The sequence below is a fragment of the Azospirillum baldaniorum genome (assembly GCF_003119195.2).
GTDB lineage: Bacteria > Pseudomonadota > Alphaproteobacteria > Azospirillales > Azospirillaceae > Azospirillum > Azospirillum baldaniorum.
Window position 1 is genome coordinate 262,824 of sequence record NZ_CP022254.1, and the last position, 19,545, is coordinate 282,368.

The following is a 19,545-nucleotide window of genomic DNA, read 5'->3' on the forward strand; positions in this document are numbered from 1 at the left end:
GGCGGTGCAATGCGCAGCAAGTGTGAACGCCCGGTCCCGCCGATGCAAGCGGCGCATCGGCGCGCCCCGGCCGAAAGGCGTATTCCGGCCGGGGAAAGGGAGAGCCGATCAGCCCCGCCGCAGGTCGAGCGTCATCGGGAACTGCGGGTTGCGCTCCTCCGCCGGTGCGTCCATCGGGCCGGGGGTGTGGCCGAAGGGGAAGAAGCGGGCGAGGCGCCGACCCTCCGCCTCGTTGGCGTTGACCGGGAAGGTGTCGTAGTTGCGCCCGCCCGGATGCATGACGTGGTAGGTGCAGCCGCCGATGGAGCGGCCCGCCCACAGGTCCAGGATGTCGAAGACCAGCGGCGTGTGCACCGGGATCGTCGGGTGCAGGCAGGAGGGTGGCTGCCACGCCCGGTACCGCACGCCGGCGACGAACTCGCCCTCCGTCCCGGTGGGGATCAGCGGCACGCGGCGGCCGTTGCAGGTGATGGCGTAGCGCGCGTCGGTCAGGCCGGTGACCCGCACCTGCACCCGCTCGACCGAACTGTCGACGTAGCGCACGGTGCCGCCGCCGCCCGGCTCCTCGCCCAGGACGTTCCAGGGCTCCAGCGCCATGCGCAGTTCCAGCGAGATGCCGCGCTGGTTGACGTGGCCATAGACCGGGAAGCGGAAGTTCATGTGCGGGTCGAACCAGCGCTCCTCGATGGGATAGCCGTGGTCGCGCAGGTCGGCGATGACGTCCGCCAGATCCTGCTGCACGAAATAGGGCAGCATGAAGCGGTCGTGCAGCTCCGTCCCCCAGCGCACCAGCTTGCCCTTGTAGGGCGCCTTCCAGAAGCGCGCGACCAGGGCGCGCAGCAGAAGCTGCTGGGTCAGGCTCATCTCCGCGTGCGGCGGCATCTCGAAGGCACGGAACTCGACCAGCCCGAGCCGTCCGGTGGAGCTGTCCGGGGAGTAGAGCTTGTCGATGCAGAATTCCGCCCGGTGGGTGTTGCCCTGCACGTCGGTCAGCAGGTTGCGCAGCACGCGGTCGACCATCCAGGGCGGGCAGTCGCCGGTCGCGGCGGCCTTGTCGATCTGGTTGAAGGCGATCTCCAGCTCGTAGAGCGCGTCGTCGCGGGCCTCGTCCACGCGCGGCGCCTGGCTGGTCGGGCCGATGAACAGGCCGGAAAAGGCGTAGGACAGCGACGGGTGGTTCTGCCAGAAGGTGATCAGGCTGCGCAGCGTGTCGGGCCGTCGCAGGAAGGGGCTGTCCGCCGCGGTGGCGCCGCCCATCACCACGTGGTTGCCGCCGCCGGTGCCGCAGTGGCGCCCGTCGATCATGAACTTCTCGGCGCCCAGCCGCGACTGGCGGGCGTCCTCGTAAAGCTCCAGCGTGTTGCGGACCAGCTCGTCCCAGTTGTGCGAGGGGTGGATGTTCACCTCGATCACGCCGGGGTCGGGGGTGACGGCCAGCGAGTTCAGGCGGGGGTCCTTCGGCGGCTGGTAGCCCTCGATCACCACCGGCATGTCCAGTTCAAGCGCCGTCGCCTCGATCTCCGCCAGCATCGCCAGATAGTCCTCCAGCGTGTTCATCGGCGGCAGGAACAGGTGGATGCGCCCGTTGCGCGCCTCGCAGGTCAGGGCGGTGCGGACCACCCACCAAGCGGACTTGCCGTGCTCCGGCATCTCGCTGCGCACTTCGGCCATGGCGCGCTGGACGCGCTCGGTCCGCCGGGAGGCGTCCTGGCGCCCGGCCTCCTCGCGAATCGCGTGCTGACGCAGCGGCACCCGGTTCGGCGGCAGCGGCGCCCGCTCCTCGAACGGGTCGGTCTCCCAGGAATAGGGATAGTCCTGCGGCGCCACCCAGGGCAGCGAGCCGAGTGGCAGGCGGTAGCCGACCGGGCTGTCGCCCGGCATCAGCAGCAGCCGTTCCTGGCGCAGCGGCCAGGCGCTGGACAGCCACACCGGCCCCTGCTGGGTCATCTTGCGGTTGATCGGCAGGGCGAAGCCCACCGGCTCGTTCAGGCCGCGGGTGAAGACGTGGGCGAGGCGCGCCCGCTCCTCCTTGTCCTCCAGCTTGCTGTCCAGCGGATCGACGTTGACCGGCAGCAGCGATTCGCGGCGCAGGTAGTGCCAGGGGTCCTCGTAGGCGGCGAGCACCAGCGCCGGGTCAAGCCCCAGCTTCTTGGCCAGCGTGACCAGGAAGGCGCCGGCGTCCTCCGCCGTGTGGCCGTAGTCGGTGTCCTCGCGGGCCAGCAGGTCGCTGTTCGCCCACAGCGCTTCGCCGTCGCGGCGCCAGTAGACGGTCATCGCCCAGCGCGGCAGCGATTCGCCGGGATACCATTTGCCCTGGCCGAAATGCAGCAGCCCGCCCGGCGCGAAGCGGTTGGCCAGCCGGTGCACGAGGTCGGCGGCCATCTTGCGCTTGTTGGGGCCGAGCGCGGTGGTGTTCCACTCGGCCCCGTCCATGTCGTCGATGGAGACGAAGGTCGGCTCGCCGCCCATGGTCAGGCGCACGTCTCCGGCGGTCAGCTCCTCGTCGATGCGGTGGCCCAGTGCTTCGATCCCCGCCCATTGCCGGGGCGTGTAGGGCTTGGTGACGCGCGGCGCCTCATAGATGCGGGTGACCGACATCTCGTGCCCGAACTCCACCTCACATTCGTCGATGAGGCCGGAGATGGGGGCGGCGGAGGACGCGTCGGGCGTGCAGGCCAGCGGGATGTGCCCTTCGCCCGCCAGCAGTCCCGAGGTGGGGTCGAGGCCGACCCAGCCGGCACCGGGCAGGAACACCTCGGTCCAGGCGTGCAGGTCGGTGAAGTCCTCTTCGGGACCGGACGGTCCGTCGAGCGCCTTCTGGTCGGCGGTGAGCTGGATCAGGTAGCCGGAGACGAACCGGGCGGCCAGACCGAGGTTGCGCAGGATCTGCACCAGCAGCCACGCCGAATCGCGGCAGGACCCGGTGCGCTTGCCCAGCGTCTCCTCGCAGGTCTGGATGCCGGGCTCCAGGCGGATGACGTAGCCGATGTCCTTCTGGAGCCGCTGGTTGACGTCCACCAGGAAGTTGATGGACGCCGCCGGTTCCCGCGAAATGCCGGTCATGTAGTCGGCCAGCAGCGGCCCCGGCTCCTCCACCTCCAAATAGGGGCGCAGCTCGCGCTCCAGCCAGGGTTCGTAGGCGAAGGGGATGGTCTGGGCCTTCTCCTCCAGGAAGAAATCGAAGGGGTTGATTGCCGCGATCTCCGCGACGAGATCGACCTCGATCACGAATTCGCGGGTCTTCTCCGGGAAGACGAAGCGGGCTTGGTAGTTGGACTGGGGGTCCTGCTGCCAGTTCAGGAAATGATGCTTCGGGGTGACGCGCAGCGAATAGCTGAGGATCGGGGTGCGGCAGTGGGGGGCCGGGCGGAGCCGGACGATCTGTGGTCCCAGATTGACCAATCGGTCGTAACGGTAGACGGTCTTGTGGTTGAGAGCGACGTGGATCGCCATGAAGTTCCACCCGTTGTCTGCGCTGGCCGGTCCCCTGCGGCTCTCCGCCGCACGGAGAGGGCATAGTACCATCGAAGAGTTCGCGCAGACCAGAGCGCCTTCGCAATCGCGGCACGAACTGGTTGCACAAAAAACAAGCAGATGCATATTGGACCGGTTGCGTCTTTCATCGACGCCCAGACCGCTTTATAAAGAGCCATCTCTGTCCGCGGGCCTTGTCCACCGGACGGGAGCGACGCAGGCAGAGTGTGCATCGGGAATGGCGACGCTGGCGGGCCTGTCTGTGGGTGGCGGAGTTTCGGCGGGCGATGGAGCGCCCGGCGGTTCCACGCGTGGCGTCGTCACCGGAAAATACTTCAACTTCAACCCGCTGCCGCCTCCGCCCGACGTGCTCGGCAACCCGCTGGTCGTCGGCAATCTGCCGACGCACAAGGCGCCGAAGGAAACGTGGCGCAGCCGGTGGCAGCGCCGTCTCGCGCGCTTCCACATCGGCAGGCAGTCCGCGCAGGTGAAGCGGCGCTGGAAGATCCAGGACACCATCTCTTCGGTGATCGCCTCGGTATCGCCGTCGGCGACGGTGCTGGGGGAGCGGGGAGGATCGGACAAGCGCAAGGCGTCCAGCGTTCCGGTCATCGTGGTGCGGCACCCCTATCATCTGCGCCATGTCTTCGAACTGATCCTGCAGACACCGGACGATCTCGCCGCGGAGCGGCGGTTCCTTGAACTGCTGATGGGGCGTGTTCTGCGCAGATACGGGGAACAGCTCACCCAGATCCGCGGCACGGCCTTTTCCTTCGAGAACGAAGCGCGGGAGTATTTCTTCGCGGGGTTCAAGCTGGAGCGGCAGATCAAAAAATACACAAGCCCTGAAGAACGCTTTGCCGCGTTGCAATCGATCTACGTCAATTATTTTCATGGGCGGAACTATTATCTCTATGCCCTGCTGCGTCGGGAGAAGATGGCACCGGATAATAAGCTGTTCATGCTGAATTCCCGTGCCGTCTATTTCATGGCGCGGATTGGTTGGAACGGGGACCTGCTGGACAAGCCCAATCCGCGCTCCCTGCCCAGCCGCGAGGACATCTTTTTCCTCGTTCAGCGTGACAAGACGGTCCTGACGCGCTATCGCAGCGACCAGGATTTCCAGCGACAGGTCAAAGCCGTCCTGGAAGCGTTTCCGGCGTAAGGGATGTGTGCGATGCGGGCAGCGATTCTTCTGGCGGGCATGCTGATGGCCGGCACGGCCATGGCGGCGGACACCAGCGGAGAGGCCGCCAAGCCTGCGGACTGCGCCGGGGAGACTCCGGTCGCGCTCCTGCTGTGCCGTGACGCGTCGCTGGCGGGGGCCGCCGACAAGCTCGATTCGGCGCTGCGTGCGCTGGCCGACGAGGCCGGGAAGGCTGGCGAGGAGGCGGTCGCCGCCGGCCAGCGCGCCTGGGTCCAGCGGCGGGACGCCGCCTGTCCGGTCGCGGAAGCCGATCTCGCCGACCCGAAGAAGAACAAGGACCGCGCCGCCTGTCTGACACGCCAGATGGCCGACCGCACCAAAGCGCTCGAATCGGAACTGGCCGCCCGCCGTGCCCCGCTGGCCGACGAGCCGCTGACCGTCACCGCCTCCGCACCGCCACGCCCGGCTCAGCCCATCGGCCAAGGCCAGGCCAAGCCGGTCGCGGCGAAGCGCGCGGTGGACGTGCCGACCCTGACCGGCCGCTGGGCCAAGGCCGATCCGGCCACCCGGACGCCGATCGACGATTGCCGGACCTCCTACCTGGAGATCACCAGCGACGGGGCCTTCAGCCTGCACGATCCGCGCATTGCCGCTTTTCCGCTGGAAGGCCCGCTGGCGCCCGGCGAGGGCGATCTGACGGAAGGTTTGTCCTTCGGCGGGGAAGAGGGGCTGCCGGAAGGTGTTCTGCGCCTGGATGCCGCCGAGGCGCCGCGGCTGGACCGATTGTTCCTGACGCTGGACCAACCAGCCTTCGGCGCCACCTTCGTCCGCTGCCGCTGACCCCGCGGACCGGCTTTCAACGGGCGAGCGTTTCCAGGCGCAAGCGCATGGTGCCGCTCAGTTCCTCGCCCGGTTCGAGACGGCGCAGGCCGGTGTCCGGTTGCTCCGGGTGGTTGACCGCGTCGGTCATGTGGGACACCGGCTCGACGCAGAGATAATCCTCGCCCGGCGGGGCATAGACGATGAGATGGCCGAACGGTCCTTCGGTCTCGATCGACAATCGACGGTTGAGCGTCGGCCAATCCAGAGCCGCCGCCCCGTCCCAGCCGGTGAAGCCGTTGTCGAGAACGGTCCGGTCCATGACGATCCCGTTCGTAAAGGCCCAGCGGGGCGGCACTACGGCGCGCTCCACCGGAAGGATGGTCGGCCCGTTCAGCCAGACACCATCGACCCGGGCGGTCAGGCGGGTGCCCGGCGGCTTCGGAAAATAGGGGTGCAGCCCGATCCCGGCGGGCATCGGAGTGTCGTCCTCGTTGAGGAGGGAGAGGGTCAGGCTGGCCCCATCCTCCTCCAGCACCACGGTCTGCGTCGCGCGGTAGCGCCAGGGCCAGGCATCGGCAGGGTGCCGGAAAACCATGCGCACGGCGGATTCGGCGGCCTCCTCGACCGTCCAGGCGGAGCGCCAGCCGTGGCCGTGAATGACATGCGGATTGCCGTCTCCGTCGAGCGGAAGCCGTACCTGCCGCCCGTCGAAGCTGAATTGCCCCCCGCCGATCCGGTTGGAAAAGGGCACAAGCGGGAAGCAGCCCATGTCGTTGGCCGAGCCGTGGCGCAACGCCCAGTCGGAGGCCGGGCGCAGGAGGTCGATCGTTCCGTCCGCGCCGCGCCAGGCGAGGCGGGCAACGACGCCCCCGCGCCGCGGGCACAGCGTGCATTCCAGGGAGCCGTTCGCAGCGCTGCGATGCAGCGTGAGGGTGTGGGCGCCGATTCCCTGGTCCAACTCGACCTGTTCCATCCGGATCTCCCGCCGGCGGTGGTTGGGCGCCGGTATCGGTTCGGGTATCGCACAGCCCGCAGGGGAAGGGAAGGGCGGGGCTGCGCGCAAAAGTGTGCCATGGACCACGCCCTATGGCCCCTTGCAACACCTCTGCGCAAAAAGCCTCCTCTGTCGCGCAACCACACCGTTCGGTCATTTCGGCTGACGTATACCGGCTGTTTACCGGACCGCGCGGATTATGGCCGACTGTCCAGGCCATTCGCCGCCACGCCGATCCTGCTCATAGGCTGCCCGTGTCAATGCCCGCCTCAAGGACGCCCGCCTCCGCAGGGGCACCCGGCCCCGCCGGCACGCTCGACGAGGCGGTGCTGTGCCAGACGCTTGCCGATCACCATGGCGGGCCGGCGCGGATGGTCATCGGCATCGCGCTGCGTCCGCATCTCGACAGCCTCGTGCTGACCCCGACGGAGCTGATCCACAGCAGCCGGCATCTGAAGGCGCTCCAGGCCAAGGCCACGCTGATGGAGTCCGCCCTGGGCCGGGTCGCCACGGTGCAGGCCCGCCTTCCCGGCCAGGATGCCAAGGCCCGCCGCCGTGCGCTGGACAACGCGCTGTCCGAAACCGTGGCGAAGGCCCGTGCCGCCCAGCTCGCCTTCACCGGGTTGGGGCGGGGGCGCGCCCTCATCGATTCCATCCTGCGCAGCGCGCCGGGAAAATCGCCGACCGGCGATGCGGGATTCGATCTGCGCGCGGCGGTTTGCCTGGAGCTTGAGGAGTGCCGGACCTGGGCGTCGAAGCTCGACGCTCTGATCCAGCTGTTTCCGGCGGAGCGGCAGGACGCCCTGTCCACCACGCTGGACGAGGTGATCGGCGACGTGCTGGCCTCGCCCGCAGCGACGCAGGAACTGTTCGGAAACACGCCGGCCGGAGGCTCGCCGCTGGCGAGGCTGTGCGACCTTCTGTTCGGACGCGTGCCGATGGAGGCGTTCGGACCGAACCGGCTGGGCGTTCTCAACGGTCTGTTCCGCCAGGGGCGCTTGCCCGCCGCCCGCGACATGGTTCTGGAGCGCATCCGGCGCCAGCTTCGCGCGCCGCAAACGCTCGGGCGCGGCACGGCGGAACAGGAAGCCGACCTGCTGCGCGCGCTGATGGGGCATCTGCTGACCCCGTCAGGGCTGACCGGCGGATCGGCCATGGCCGACGCGCTGACCGTCCGCTACTCCCGCCGGTTGGAGCAGGGTGGTGCGAGCGCCTACCGGCGTTCCATCGTGGGGCTCAGCGAAACGCAGCCGGACCTGATCTGCCGAATCCATTATCTGGTCGCCGTCTCCACGGTGCCCGCCGCGGAGCGGCACATGGGTGAGATTGTGGACGCGCTGGACGCCGCGCTGAAGAACGAGCTGCTGGTGGAGAACATGGTGCTCCAGACGCCCGACACGGCGCTGGTGCGGCAGGCCCTGACCGGCGCGGTGGAGGCCATTCGCGGTTCGGCGCTGCCGGAGCACGATCGGGAACGGATCGCCTCCCGCGCGGATTCGGTGGTCGATGACTTCGCCCGGCGGGGCCGGCTCGTCCAGCGGCTGCGCCAGATCGAACCGCTGCCACGCCGCCGGATCATTCGCCTTGCGGAACTCGCCTGTTCCGGGCTGATCGGCGACGGCGGGGCGCTTTCGGTCCTGCGCCAGCACATTCTGGAGACGGCCCGCCAGCCGCAGTTCCAGGCCGAGCTGGCCGGCGCCCAGAGCGACGACATCGCCCAGGCGGAGGTCCGCCGCCTGTACGAACTGCTCGACCGTCTGAGTCAGATGCAGCTGCCGCCGGCCAAGCCGTCGTCTCTGCGCGACCAGACGGCGGCGCGGTCCGCCTTCGAGCCTTGCGGGGCGACGGCACTGCCCACCGTCGTGGCTCCGCCGGTCCGCAGCATCGCCCTTCCGGTGAGCGCCGCCGCGGTAACGATGGAGGCGCCGTTGGTCGGCGGCGCCGCGTCGAGCCTGTGCCCGGCCTGCTTCGTGCCGAAGGCCCCGCGCGAGGTGTGCCGGGAATGCGGCTATCCGGTCCGCGTGCCGAACCGCAACGGGGTCCATCTGCTTCCGGGAACCCGGCTGCTGGGGCGCTATCTGGTGGGCCGCGTCCTGGGGCAGGGGGGCTTCGGCGCCACCTATCTGGGTTGGGACGAACGGCTTCAGATCAAGGTCGCGGTGAAGGAATTCTACCCCGCCAATCTGGTGTCCCGCGTCGCCGGATCGCCGGGAATCGCTCCCTTCTCGGACGAGCACGCGGCGAGCTTCTCCACCGGGCTGGCGAAGTTCCTGGAGGAGGCGCGGATGCTCGCCCGCCTGCGGGAGGTCAAGGAGATCGTCAGCGTCCAGGACTTCTTCGAGGAGAACGAGACCGCCTATCTCGTCATGGAGCTTCTCGACGGGCGCACCCTGAAGCGGCATGTCTCCGAGAATGGCGGACGGATCGCGGCACGCCCGACGCTGACCCTGCTGTCGCCGATCATCAAGGCGCTGCACGCCGTGCACGAGCTGGGCCTGATCCACCGTGACATCAGCCCCGACAATATTTTCCTGACCAGCGCCGGCGACCGCAAGCTGCTGGATTTCGGCGCCGCGCGCCACGCCGCCGGCAAGAGCGCCGACCTGACGGTGATCCTGAAGCCGGGTTACGCGCCGCCCGAACAGTACGCGCCGGACGGAAAGCAGGGACCTTGGACGGACGTCTACGCGCTGTGCGCCACCGTCTACTATGCGCTGACCGGAAAGACACCGCCCGATGCCACCAGCCGCTTCATGAACGACCGCGTGCCCCGTCTGGCCGAAGGCGGCGCCACGGTGCCGCCCGGGTTCGAGAAGGTGTTGCTGAGCGGCCTCTCGATGCGCTGGCAGGACCGGCCCCGCAGCATGCGGGATCTCCTGCTGGCGCTGACCGGGGCGATCAACGGGCCGTGACGACCCGGACGAATGGAGCGGGAAACGGGGCGGCGCGCGGTTTCACCGCCCCAATCACCTGAACAGGACCGCCGTGATCGGCGATCCTTTCCCCGGCGCCGTTACTTGGCGTCGGCGGCAACCTGCATCTTGACGATCTTGTCCGGGTCGCTGACCTGACCGTTGCGGGACTGGCTGCCCTTCTTGATCTTGTCGACGAACTCCATGCCTTCGACGACCTTGCCCCAGACGGTGTACTGCTTGTCCAGGAACGAAGACGGGGCGAAGCAGATGAAGAACTGGCTGTCGGCGCTGTCCGGGTCCGGCGTGCGGGCCATCGACAGCGTGCCGCGGACGTGCGGCTCGCTGCTGAACTCAGCCTTCAGCTTCTTGCCGGAGCCGCCGGTGCCGGTGCCGGTCGGATCGCCGGTCTGGGCCATGAAGCCGTCGATCACGCGGTGGAAGACGACGCCGTTGTAGAAGCCCTGACGGGTCAGCTCCTTGATGCGGGCGACGTGGTTCGGTGCCAGGTCGGGGCGCAGTTCGATGACCACGCGGCCGTCCTTGAGGTCGAGGTAGAGGGTGTTTTCCGGATCCAAGGCCTTGGCCTCCCCCTGAGCGAAGATGAATGTGGCGAACAGTGCCGCCATGAGAATGCGCGTCCACCGCAACATGCGAAACACTCCGATGTGCCGATTCCGCGGACGCGACCATAGGGGAAACCGGCGCCGATGCAAAGACGCCCTGCGGGGCTGCCTTCATCGGCGCTTTTCCGATCGGTTTCCGCCGCCGGCTCATCATTGTCCCAACACGGCACGGTCGCGCCCCGGCCGCGATGGACGATAGACTGCCTTTCGGGTGTTCATACCCGAAAGAGACCGATGGCAATTTGAACGGCGAGGGGTGGGGCGTGCGGCAGCAAAGCGTGCGGCGGTTGAGACGATGGCTGGTGCTGGTGAAGCTGGTGCTGATCGGTGGCACGGTCGCCCTCGCCGTCCAGCACCGGACCGATCTGGCCGCCACCGCCGCCACGCAGGCGCTGCGCCGCGCCGGCTTCCCGGACGCCGCCGTGACGGTGACCAACCTGTCGGTGGAGCAGACCAGCGCCTTGGTCCGCCTGGACCGGCAGGGCACGGTCAGCGGAACGCTCACCATCCGCCATCCGACGGACGCTCTTCTGGAGGGGCGAATCGAACGGCTGGATCTTGCGGATGTCCGCCTGAGGCTGGACGTGGCCAAGGACGGCGTCCTGCGCATCGCCGGCCATCCATTGACCGGCTCCGCCGCGGCGGGAAGCAACGGCGGAGCGGCGGGCGGCGGAAACGTCGTGATTCCCATCGACACCATCCAGCTCGCCGACTCCGCGGTGACGCTGGCGACACCGCGGGGCACGGCCGGCGGGACGCTGCGCCTGACCATGACACGCGACGGCGCGACCCACCACGGGCAGGCGACGCTGACCGCCCCGGCCAAAGGGCTGCCGGTCCTCACCCATTGGACGGGCGCCGGCACGATCGCCGAAACGGTGGGCACCCTGACCGCCAAGGCCCGACTCACCTGGGACGGCGCGGCGCTGAAGGCCCAGGGCGACCTTCTGCTCGCCGACCTCGCCGGGCAATTCGGGCCGGTCGCCGCCAGTGGGATCAACGGGGTTCTGTCCTTTCCCAGCCTGTTTCCCCCGGTGGTCGCGCCCGGTCAGACGCTGGCGGTGAAGCTGCTCGACGTCGGGTTGCCGCTGACCGACGGCACCCTCCGCTTCGGCTATGGGGCTAAGGGCCGGCTGAGCGTGGAGCGGGCCGAGTGGCATTGGGCCGGCGGCGTGCTGCGGGCGGACCCGTTCGCCATCGATCCGGCGGCGCCGCGGGGGACGGTCACGCTGCGGGCGGAGCGAGTCCATCTCGGTCCCATGCTGGCGATGGTCGCGGTGGACGGGCTGGAGGCCAGCGGAACGGTCAGCGGGCGCCTGCCGGTGCGCATCGGAGCGGACTCCGTCCATCTGGACGGTGGGCTGCTGGAGGCCGACGGTCCCGGCACGCTGCGCTACGATCCCGAGAATCCGCCCGGCTTCCTGATGGGGGAGGAGGGCAGCCCGACGGCTCTGCTGATGGGGGCGCTGACCGATTTCCGCTATGACACGCTGAGTGCCACCGTGGAGGGGCAGGCTGGCGGAGAGCTGGCGGTCGGCATCGCCATCCGTGGGTCCAATCCGGCATTCTACGATGGCTATCCGGTCGCGCTTAACCTTAAGGTGAGCGGCGCGCTCGACCGGATCCTGCGGCAAAGCCTGGACACCTACCGCATTCCCGAGACGGTGCGTGATCGCATGACGGAGTTCCAACGAAAGAATCCATGAGACACACGGTTCGAAGCCGGCGCGTCCTGACCGCCGCACTGATCGCCGGGTTGGCGGCCGCCCTTGGCGCCTGCACCCCGACCGTCAAGGTCGAGGCGCCTGACAAGCCCATCGAGATCAACCTGAACATCCGGATCGAACAGGAAGTCCGGGTGAAGGTCGAACGCGACCTGGAAAAGGCCATCGCGGACGATCCGGCCCTGTTCGGACTGCCTTCGGACAGCGGCGCGAAGGGAGGGAGAAAGCCATGAAGCGCATGTTTGCCGCCGCCGGGCTGGTCCTGGCGCTCGCCCTGTCGGTTCCCGCAATGGCGCCGGCCCAGGACGCGCTCGGCGCCGCCAAGGCTGCCGGGCAGATCGGCGAACGGCCGGACGGGCTGGTCGGGGCGGTCCCCGGCGCGCCGGCCGCCGCGGCCCAACTCGCCGAGCAGGTCAACGCCCAGCGTCTCGCCCGCTACCGCGAGATCGCGGGCAGCAACGGCACCTCGGTGGATCAGGTCCAGGCCCTGGCCGGAAAGCAGCTGATCGAGCGGACCCCTGCCGGCCAGTATGTGCTGTCGGGCGGACGTTGGGTCCGCAAGTAAGTCACCGGCGCCCATGACCGCCGATCTCCGCGCCCGGATCGGGGCTTGCCGCGCGGCTCTGGCCGCCGCACCGGGCGATTCTGCGGCGCTGGCCGGGCTGTTCGGTGCGCTCGACGCGCTGGGCGAGCCCGGCACGCCGGAGGAGGCGGTGGCCCGCTCCGCCTACGGCGAGGCGCTGCGGCGGCGGGGACGGGCGGCGGAGGCCGAGGCGCACCACCGCGCCGCCCTGTCCTGGCTGCCGGATTTCGGCGGCAACCATTTCAATCTTGGTCTGACGCTTCAGGTCTTGGGCCGCACCGCGGAGGCGGCGGACGCCTATGGCGAGGCCGCGCGGCTGATGCCGCGCTTCGCCCCGGCCCCTTGCAACCAGGGTGTCCTGCTCCGCGCGTTGGGCCACCACGAGGCGGCGGAGACGGCGTTGCGCCGGGCCGTGTCGCTCGACCCCACCCTGGTCCCCGGCTGGCTCAACCTCGGCACGGCGGTGCAGGAGCGCGGTCAGCCGGAGGCCGCCGCCCATTGCTACCGCAACGCCTTGACGCTTCGCCCCGATCTGGCCGAGGCCCATGCGAATCTCGGTTTGGTGGTGAAGGAGGCCGGGCACCTCGCGGACAGCCTGCCGTCTTTCGAACGTGCCCTGGCGCTCGGCCTGCCCGACGCGGGCGGCGTGCTCGCCCAACTCGTTCAGCAGATGCGGCATCTCTGCCGTTGGAACGGGCTGGCGGAGCGCTCCGCGCAACTGGCCGCCCTGGTGAGCGGCGGCGGGACGCGGCAGGTCCACCCCTGGATCTTCCTTGGCGAAGGCGCCGGCCCTGCGGCGGAGTTGGCCTGCGCCCGCCGCTACGCGGACTGGAGGGCGCAGGGCATCGCCGCCATGCCGGTGCGCCGCGACGCCGGATCACGCGGTCGCCTGCGCGTCGCCTATCTGTCCGCCGATTTTCACGAGCACGCCACCGCGGCTCTCATCGCGGAACTGATCGAGCGCCACGACCGGGAGCGGGTCGAGGTCGTCGGCTGCAGCTATGGCCCGGACGACGGTGGTCCGATGCGGCGCCGGCTGACGGGCGCCTTCGACCGCTTCGTGGACCTCGCCGCCTGTTCCCACGCCGACGCGGCGGCGCGCATCCGGGCGGACGGCGTGGACATCCTGGTCGACCTCAAGGGATACACCCAGCACGCCCGGCCGGAGATCGCCGCCCATCGTCCCGCCCCCGTGCAGGCGCAATGGCTGGGCTATCCGGGAACGATGGGCGCCGGATTCATCGATTACGTGATCGGCGACCCTCTGATCACGCCGTTCGATCACCAGCCCTTCTACGCGGAGCGGATCGTTCAGCTTCCGGCCTGCTACCAGCCCAACGACCGAAGGCGGCCGATCGGTCCGACTCCGTCGCGAGCGGCCTGCGGCCTGCCGGAGCGGGGCGTCGTCTTCTGCTGCTTCAACGCCGCTTACAAGATCACGCCGGCCCTGTTCGACCTGTGGTGCCGGCTGCTGCGCGCTGTGCCGGACAGCGTGCTGTGGCTGCTCGACAGCCATCCGGAGGCGAGCGCGAATCTGCGGCGGGAGGCGGTGCGCCGCGGCGTGGCGGCGGACCGGCTGGTCTTCGCGCCCCGGCGTCCCCCGGCGGAGCATCTGGCGCGCTACCGTCTGGCCGACCTGTTCCTGGACACCACCCCGGTCGGAGCCCACACCACGGCCAGCGACGCGCTGTGGGCCGGCCTCCCGGTGCTGACGGTGGCGGGGAAAGGGTTCGCGTCCCGCGTCGGGATGAGCCTGCTGCGCGCCGTCGGCCTGCCCGAGCTGGCCGTCCGTTCGCCCGCCGATTATGAAGCCGCGGCCGTGCGATTGGCCGGCGATCCGGACGGCATCGCCCGGCTGAAGGCGCGCCTCATGGCAGAGAGGGAGCGCGCGCCGCTGTTCGACACCGACCGCTTGGCCCGTGCCCTGGAGCGCGCCTACGCGACGATGTGGGACATCCACATGGCCGGCAAACCGCCGCGCCCGTTCGCCGTCCGGGACGAGGATTAAGGGAAGGGGCAGCGGTCGGCGGTCACGTCCACGAAGGAGCGGGCGCCGGGGGCGAAGGTGAAGCGGTACTCGGTGCTGTCGATCACCACCGTCTGGTGCAGGGGCAGAACGCCCTTGGCAACCGTCTCCTTGCCGCCCATGCCGGCGATCTTGATGGTCACCGGCTGCGACGGATCGAACCAGCTTTCGGCGTTGCCCTGTGCGTTGCGCGACGACTGGCCCTCGCCGCTGACCGTCACCGCGCCGTTGTTGAAGCTGGTGCTGCGGTTGCCCGACTTGAGGAGGGGGGTGGCCAGGGCGAATCGCTTGGTTTCCGCCGGCTGGCAGTTGCGCACCGCCTGGACCTGGGCGATGACGAAGGCGAGGCGGTTGGGGTCCATGCCGCCCTTCAAGCGCTCCGACACCAAGCCCGCCAGCCGGGCGAGATCGCCCGAGGGAACCTCGCGCTGGAGCCGGGCCTCCAGCTCCGTCGCGCGGGCTTCCGCCGTTCGGGCGGCGTGCTGCATCTGGCTGGCGAGCAGTTCCAGCTCCGCCTTCTGGCGCGACAGGGTGGAAATCTCTTCCCGCAACGTGACGTCGCGGCCCTTCAGCTGCTCGATGCCCATCTGGTAGGCGAACAGACCGACACCGAGGAGAACGGCGGCGAACAGACCGAACTTCGCGAACCCCGCCCAGAAGCGGCGGCGATAACGGCGTTCGTAGTCGTAGCGTCCCAAGGCCATGTGCAGCAAACCCGAGCGGAAGAGGAGGGTGCTATGGCTACCCAGATCGGCCGCCCGATGCAACCCCTTGACCTTGGCTGGAGACGCCGCTCCAGATCAGTTGCTGGCCCCGGACGGGCCGAGGAATCCGGCGCTGATCCCCGGCGTGCGGAATTCGCCGACATTCTTGAACACGAAGCGGAAGAAGATGGAGTTCCCCTCCTGCTCGCCGTTCTGAATGACGGTGTAGTCGCGCTGGGCGATGGTTTCGAAGATCAGGCATTCGTCCTGATAGCGGAGCACGCCCGCGCTGGAGCGCGGCCCGGCATCGGGACGGAAGGCCTGGGAATGGGACACGCCGATCGACCAGTGTTCCGAAAACTGCGACGACACCGAGATGCCCGCCTGCTCCACCTCGTTCCGTTCGACGACGTAGGGGTTTTCCGTCTGGTCGACATAGGTGTAGGTGCCGGCAACGCGCAGCAGCGGCACGCCGGCCGATGCGTTGACCGAGTGCCGGCGCGGCTTCAGCGTGTCGTGGTCGATGCGGAAGCCGTAGTTCACGTCCAGCCAGTCCGCCGGGCGGAGGTCGAGGCGACCGACATAGTCCGACGACTTCTTGTCGAGGCCCGACCCGCCGCGGAAGTTCTCGGTGTCGTCGGCGCGGAAGCTCTGGCCGACGAACAGGCTGGCCGACCCGGTCTTGTAGCCCTGGAACGTCGTGCGCAGGCCGTAGGTGGCGCGCAGGCCGCCGTCCAGCCGGTCGATGCCGGTGAAGCGGTTGGGCATCAGCAGGTTGACCTCGTCGAACTCGACGTCGAGGCTGTCCTCGTTCGGGAAGGCCGGATCATTGTCCACCTTCGGCGACACGCTGACCTGCCCGATGGGCTCGATGGTCTGGAAACTGCTCTCGCCATAGCGGACGAAGGGGTAGCGGACCGTGGTCGTGGCCTGCGGGAAGAAGCGCAGGCGCTGGACGCTGTCGTTGCCGGTCCCGCCCGCCGGGTCGTTCGGATCGAACCGCTGGGCGGTGTAGCCGGCCAGCAGGACACTGCCTTCGATGGTGGTGACGAAACCCAGGTTGGAATAGATGTCCCGCTGCCAGCCGGGCTGCATGGCCAGCCGCTGGGTGTCGGGGCCGCCGCTGCCCGGCCGGGCGATCGCCAGCAGGCTGCTGTCCAGGGACCAGCGCCCGCCCAGCAGGCTTCCCGGCTCACCCAACGCGTTGTAGCGCGCTTCGGGAAGGACGTAGGGCTCCTGGACCGGGTTGCCCCAGCGCAGATCCTGGAAGGCGTAGGCGTTGACCGCGGCGTAGTTGCGTCCATTGAAGCCTTCGACGAAGGCGCGGCTGGTCAGCACCTCGTCGCGGATGTTGAAGTAGCGGCGCAGATACAGCTCGTCGCTGGCCCGCTTCAGGTTGAAGCCCCAGCGCCAAGTCTCGTCGATGTCGAACAGGCCGCTGGCGAAGGCGTGGCCACGCCAGCGCCGGTCGTCGGCGCCCTTCAGCGTGCCGTTGGGAATCTCACCCTGCGTTCCCGACGCGTCGAGCTGCAGCCGTCCGTTCTCGAAGCGCTTGCGGTACTGGCCGCCCAGGAACAGGCCCTGTTCGGAATAGCCGCCGAGGTCGAAGGTCGCATCCTGATCCGGCGCGATGTCCCAGTAATAGTGGGCGATGGCGCCGAAGCCGAGATTGGAGTTGTTGCGGAAGCTGGGCGTCAGGAAGCCCGAGCGCCGGTCCACCGTCGGGTCGGGGTGGGACAGGTAAGGGGTGTAGAAGAACGGGACACCGAACATTTCCATGACGGCGTCGCGGTAGCGGACCTCGTGATCCTCGTTGTCCTGGACAACGCGGGCGGCGCGGATCTGCCAGACCGGGGCGCGGGTCGGATCGGTCTTGCAGAGTTCGCAGGGGCTGTAGACCGCCCGGTTCAGGCGGATCAGGCGCCCGCCGCGCCGCTCGCCCTCGTTGCCGGCCATGCGGCTGTTGTCGGTCATCAGCACGCGGACATTCTCGACGAACGCGTCGCGCATATCGTCGGTCAGTTCCGCGTAGTTGGAGAACAGGATATCGCCCGACGGCTCGACCAGACGGACGTTGCCGGAAGCGATGACCACCTTGGTCTTCTGGTTGTAGGTGATCGTGTCGGCATGGACGGTCCGGGGGCCCTGCGACAGCTCGACGTTGCCCGACGCCGTCACGAGGCTGTTCGTCTCGTCGAAGGTGACCGTGTCCGCACCCAGAAGGACCGGGGGGTCCTGCGGCTGGCCGCTGGACGGTCCCGCAGCCGGACCTGACGCCGGAACGACGACCTCGAGCCGTCCTCCCTGGTCCGCCCCGACCGGCGGGGCGCCGTTTGCCTGAGGCGCCGGAGCGGGAGGCTGCTGGGCGTCTGCCAGATCGGCCAGGACGATGCCGCAGGCGGCCATCAGGGCGACGATGCCGGATCGCAGGACCAGCGACCGGCGGTCCAACGGGCGATGCATCTTCGGGCTGGTGGCGCGGGCGCGCCGGGCATGTCGGGACGGGAGCTGGGACATGCCGAACGTTTGAGGTAACCAACCGGCCAAGTCAACGGTTTCGCGGCGCGTCTCGCGAATTGTCCAACGCCTGTTGCCGTAAGGCGGAGTCATGAAAAAGGGGACCGTCCGCGACAGGCGGGAGTCCCCTTTTTTCTACCCGTTCCGCCCCTCCGAGAGGCGGTTTCCGCACCTGTCGAACGCCTAGGCGAAAGCCTTGTAGGCGATGAGGGTGAAGGTGTCGCGCACCCCGGTCAGGGTCTGGATGTTTTCGGTCACGAATCGGCCGATGTCCAGATCCTGGGGCAGATAGCACTTCATCAGCAGATCGTACTGGCCGGAGATGGAGTGCACCTCCGACACCTGCTCAATGTCCTGAACGGCCTGGTCGGCCACCTGATAGGCTTTGCCCAGCTCGCACTTGACCATGACGAAGATGGTCTGCATGGCGCTCAGCCCTCCTGCGAGGATTGCTCGGTGGATTCGACCGGGGCCGGGCGCCGCGCGGAGCGCAGCATGAAGGCCGGCATGTGGTCGCCGAAGCCGATCACCGGTGTGTCGTCCTCATCCTCGTCGCGGCGGCGGCGGCGGTCGCGGTCACGATCGCGGCGCGGCTCCTGACGGCGGCTCTCGGCGGCGGCCAGCGATTCGCGCGGCTGGCGATCCTCACGGGGTTGGCGATCCTCGCGCACCGGGCGATCGTCGCGGCTCGGCCGCTCCTCGCGCGGTTGACGGTCCTCACGCGGTTGACGATCGTCGCGGGCCTGACGCTCCTCACGGGGCGCCCGTTCCTCGCGGTCGGGGCGTTCGGCGCGCTCGGCACGCGGCGCGCGGTCGCCGCGCTCCTTGTCCTTGCCCCGGCCCCGGCTGCGGCCACGGCGCGCCTCGTCCTCGCTGAGGAACTCGGCCGACTCGAGGCCGTCAATGGCGATCAACGGAATCTCCCGCTTGATGAGACGGCCGATGGCCGAAACCTGCTTGCCGTCCAGCGGGCTGGCCAGCGTGAAGGCGCGGCCCGAGCGGCCCGCCCGGCCGGTGCGTCCGATGCGGTGGACATAGTCTTCCGCGCTGATCGGCACGTCGAAGTTGAAGACGTGGCTGAGCCCCTGCACGTCCAGGCCGCGCGCCGCCACGTCGGAACAGACGAGCAGCGTGATCTCGCCCTTCTTGAAGGCCTCCAGCGTCTCCATCCGCTTCGACTGCACCATGTCGCCATGCAGCGCGCCGGCGTTGAAGCCATGGCTTTCCAGCGACTTCTGCAGGATGGCGACGTCGCGCTTGCGGTTGCAGAAGATGAAGGCGTTCTTGACGTCCTCGGTCCGCAGCAGGTGGCGCAGCGCCTTGCGCTTGTCCTCCTCGTGCACCAGGACCATGGCCTGGGTCACCGTCTCCGACGGCGAGGCCGGCGGGGCGACGGTCACTTCCTTCGGGTTCGACAGGAAGGCGTCGGCGAGACGGCGGATCTCCGGCGGCATGGTGGCGGAGAAGAACAGCGTCTGGCGCAGCTTGGGCAGCTTGCTGACGATCCGCTCGATGTCCGGGATGAAGCCCATGTCGAGCATCCGGTCCGCTTCGTCGATGACGAAGACCTTGATGTCGTTGAGCATGATGTTGCCGCGCTCGAACAGGTCGATCAGACGGCCCGGCGTCGCGATCAGCACGTCCACCCCGCGGTCCAGCCGCTTCACCTGCTCGGTGAAGGTCTCGCCGCCGATCAGGAGCGCCATGCTGAGCTTGTGGTGCTTGCCGTAGGTCTCGAAGCTTTCGGCGACCTGCGCCGCCAGCTCCCGGGTCGGCTCGAGGATGAGCGACCGCGGCATGCGCGCCCGCGCCCGGCCCGACGCCAGGATGCTGATCATCGGCAAGGTGAAGCTGGCCGTCTTCCCGGTGCCGGTTTGCGCGCAGCCGAGCACGTCGCGGCCTTGCAGGACCCAGGGAATGGCCTGTTCCTGAATTGGCGTCGGCTGGGTGTAACCCTTGTCCTCGATTGCCCGCAGGACGTCAGGTCCAAGCCCAAGTTCCGAAAAGAGCATCCAA

At 68.9% G+C, this 19,545-nt stretch carries 14 protein-coding genes; 7 read left to right on the forward strand and 7 right to left on the reverse strand.

The features are described 5' to 3' along the window. Window positions 1-108: 108 nt before the first annotated feature. Complete coding sequence (locus Sp245p_RS15570) at window positions 109-3,453, reverse strand: transglutaminase family protein (protein WP_014198759.1); 3,345 nt, start codon at window positions 3,451-3,453, stop codon at window positions 109-111. A gap of 259 nt (window positions 3,454-3,712) precedes the next feature. On the opposite strand from Sp245p_RS15570, the gene Sp245p_RS15575 reads away from it, so the two are divergent. After that, entirely contained in the window at window positions 3,713-4,639 is a 927-nt protein-coding gene (locus Sp245p_RS15575; protein WP_014198760.1) for a hypothetical protein, read from the forward strand. A 12-nt stretch (window positions 4,640-4,651) separates the two neighbouring features. Then, window positions 4,652-5,461 (forward strand): lysozyme inhibitor LprI family protein, encoded by an 810-nt coding sequence (locus Sp245p_RS15580; protein ID WP_014198761.1) that lies wholly within the window; start codon window positions 4,652-4,654, stop codon window positions 5,459-5,461. 16 nt (window positions 5,462-5,477) lie between these two features. On the opposite strand, the gene Sp245p_RS15585 is transcribed toward Sp245p_RS15580, so the two are convergent. Then, entirely contained in the window at window positions 5,478-6,416 is a 939-nt protein-coding gene (locus tag Sp245p_RS15585) for an aldose 1-epimerase (RefSeq protein WP_109138669.1), read from the reverse strand. Between the two features lie 281 nt (window positions 6,417-6,697). Here Sp245p_RS15585 and Sp245p_RS15590 point away from each other — a divergent pair, with 281 nt between their 5' ends. Beyond that, window positions 6,698-9,349, forward strand: a complete 2,652-nt coding sequence (locus tag Sp245p_RS15590; RefSeq protein WP_014198763.1) for a protein kinase domain-containing protein — start codon at window positions 6,698-6,700, stop codon at window positions 9,347-9,349. Window positions 9,350-9,450: 101 nt separating this feature from the next. Here Sp245p_RS15590 and Sp245p_RS15595 read toward each other — a convergent pair whose 3' ends face one another. Further along, on the reverse strand, window positions 9,451-9,978 hold the full coding sequence (locus Sp245p_RS15595; RefSeq protein WP_052584437.1) for a peptidylprolyl isomerase: 528 nt from the start codon (window positions 9,976-9,978) through the stop codon (window positions 9,451-9,453). 260 nt (window positions 9,979-10,238) lie between these two features. On the opposite strand from Sp245p_RS15595, the gene Sp245p_RS15600 reads away from it, so the two are divergent. The 4 genes from Sp245p_RS15600 to Sp245p_RS15615 are packed head-to-tail and all read left to right on the forward strand — an operon-like array spanning window position 10,239 to window position 14,290. Then, on the forward strand, window positions 10,239-11,681 hold the full coding sequence (locus Sp245p_RS15600; RefSeq protein ID WP_014198765.1) for an intermembrane phospholipid transport YdbH family protein: 1,443 nt from the start codon (window positions 10,239-10,241) through the stop codon (window positions 11,679-11,681). Then, window positions 11,678-11,932, forward strand: a complete 255-nt coding sequence (locus Sp245p_RS15605) for a YnbE family lipoprotein (protein WP_014198766.1) — start codon at window positions 11,678-11,680, stop codon at window positions 11,930-11,932. Before Sp245p_RS15600 ends, Sp245p_RS15605 begins: the two co-directional genes overlap by 4 nt. Beyond that, on the forward strand, window positions 11,929-12,264 hold the full coding sequence (locus Sp245p_RS15610) for a YdbL family probable chaperone protein (RefSeq protein WP_014198767.1): 336 nt from the start codon (window positions 11,929-11,931) through the stop codon (window positions 12,262-12,264). The genes Sp245p_RS15605 and Sp245p_RS15610 overlap by 4 nt, the downstream gene beginning before the upstream one ends. A gap of 13 nt (window positions 12,265-12,277) precedes the next feature. Further along, window positions 12,278-14,290, forward strand: a complete 2,013-nt coding sequence (locus Sp245p_RS15615) for an O-linked N-acetylglucosamine transferase, SPINDLY family protein (protein ID WP_014198768.1) — start codon at window positions 12,278-12,280, stop codon at window positions 14,288-14,290. Here Sp245p_RS15615 and Sp245p_RS15620 read toward each other — a convergent pair. The 4 genes from Sp245p_RS15620 to Sp245p_RS15635 form a co-directional block, all read right to left on the reverse strand. Beyond that, the gene (locus tag Sp245p_RS15620; protein WP_014198769.1) at window positions 14,287-15,012 is read right to left on the reverse strand and encodes a hypothetical protein; all 726 of its coding nucleotides are present in this window, start codon (window positions 15,010-15,012) and stop codon (window positions 14,287-14,289) included. The genes Sp245p_RS15615 and Sp245p_RS15620 overlap by 4 nt on opposite strands. 96 nt (window positions 15,013-15,108) lie before the next feature. Continuing rightward, the gene (locus tag Sp245p_RS15625; RefSeq protein ID WP_014198770.1) at window positions 15,109-17,529 is read right to left on the reverse strand and encodes an LPS-assembly protein LptD; all 2,421 of its coding nucleotides are present in this window, start codon (window positions 17,527-17,529) and stop codon (window positions 15,109-15,111) included. 183 nt (window positions 17,530-17,712) lie between these two features. Continuing rightward, window positions 17,713-17,955 (reverse strand): Lrp/AsnC ligand binding domain-containing protein, encoded by a 243-nt coding sequence (locus Sp245p_RS15630; protein WP_014198771.1) that lies wholly within the window; start codon window positions 17,953-17,955, stop codon window positions 17,713-17,715. Window positions 17,956-17,960: 5 nt separating this feature from the next. Beyond that, window positions 17,961-19,541, reverse strand: coding sequence for a DEAD/DEAH box helicase (locus Sp245p_RS15635; RefSeq protein WP_014198772.1), 1,581 nt, complete (start codon window positions 19,539-19,541; stop codon window positions 17,961-17,963). Between the last annotated feature and the right edge of the window lie 4 nt (window positions 19,542-19,545).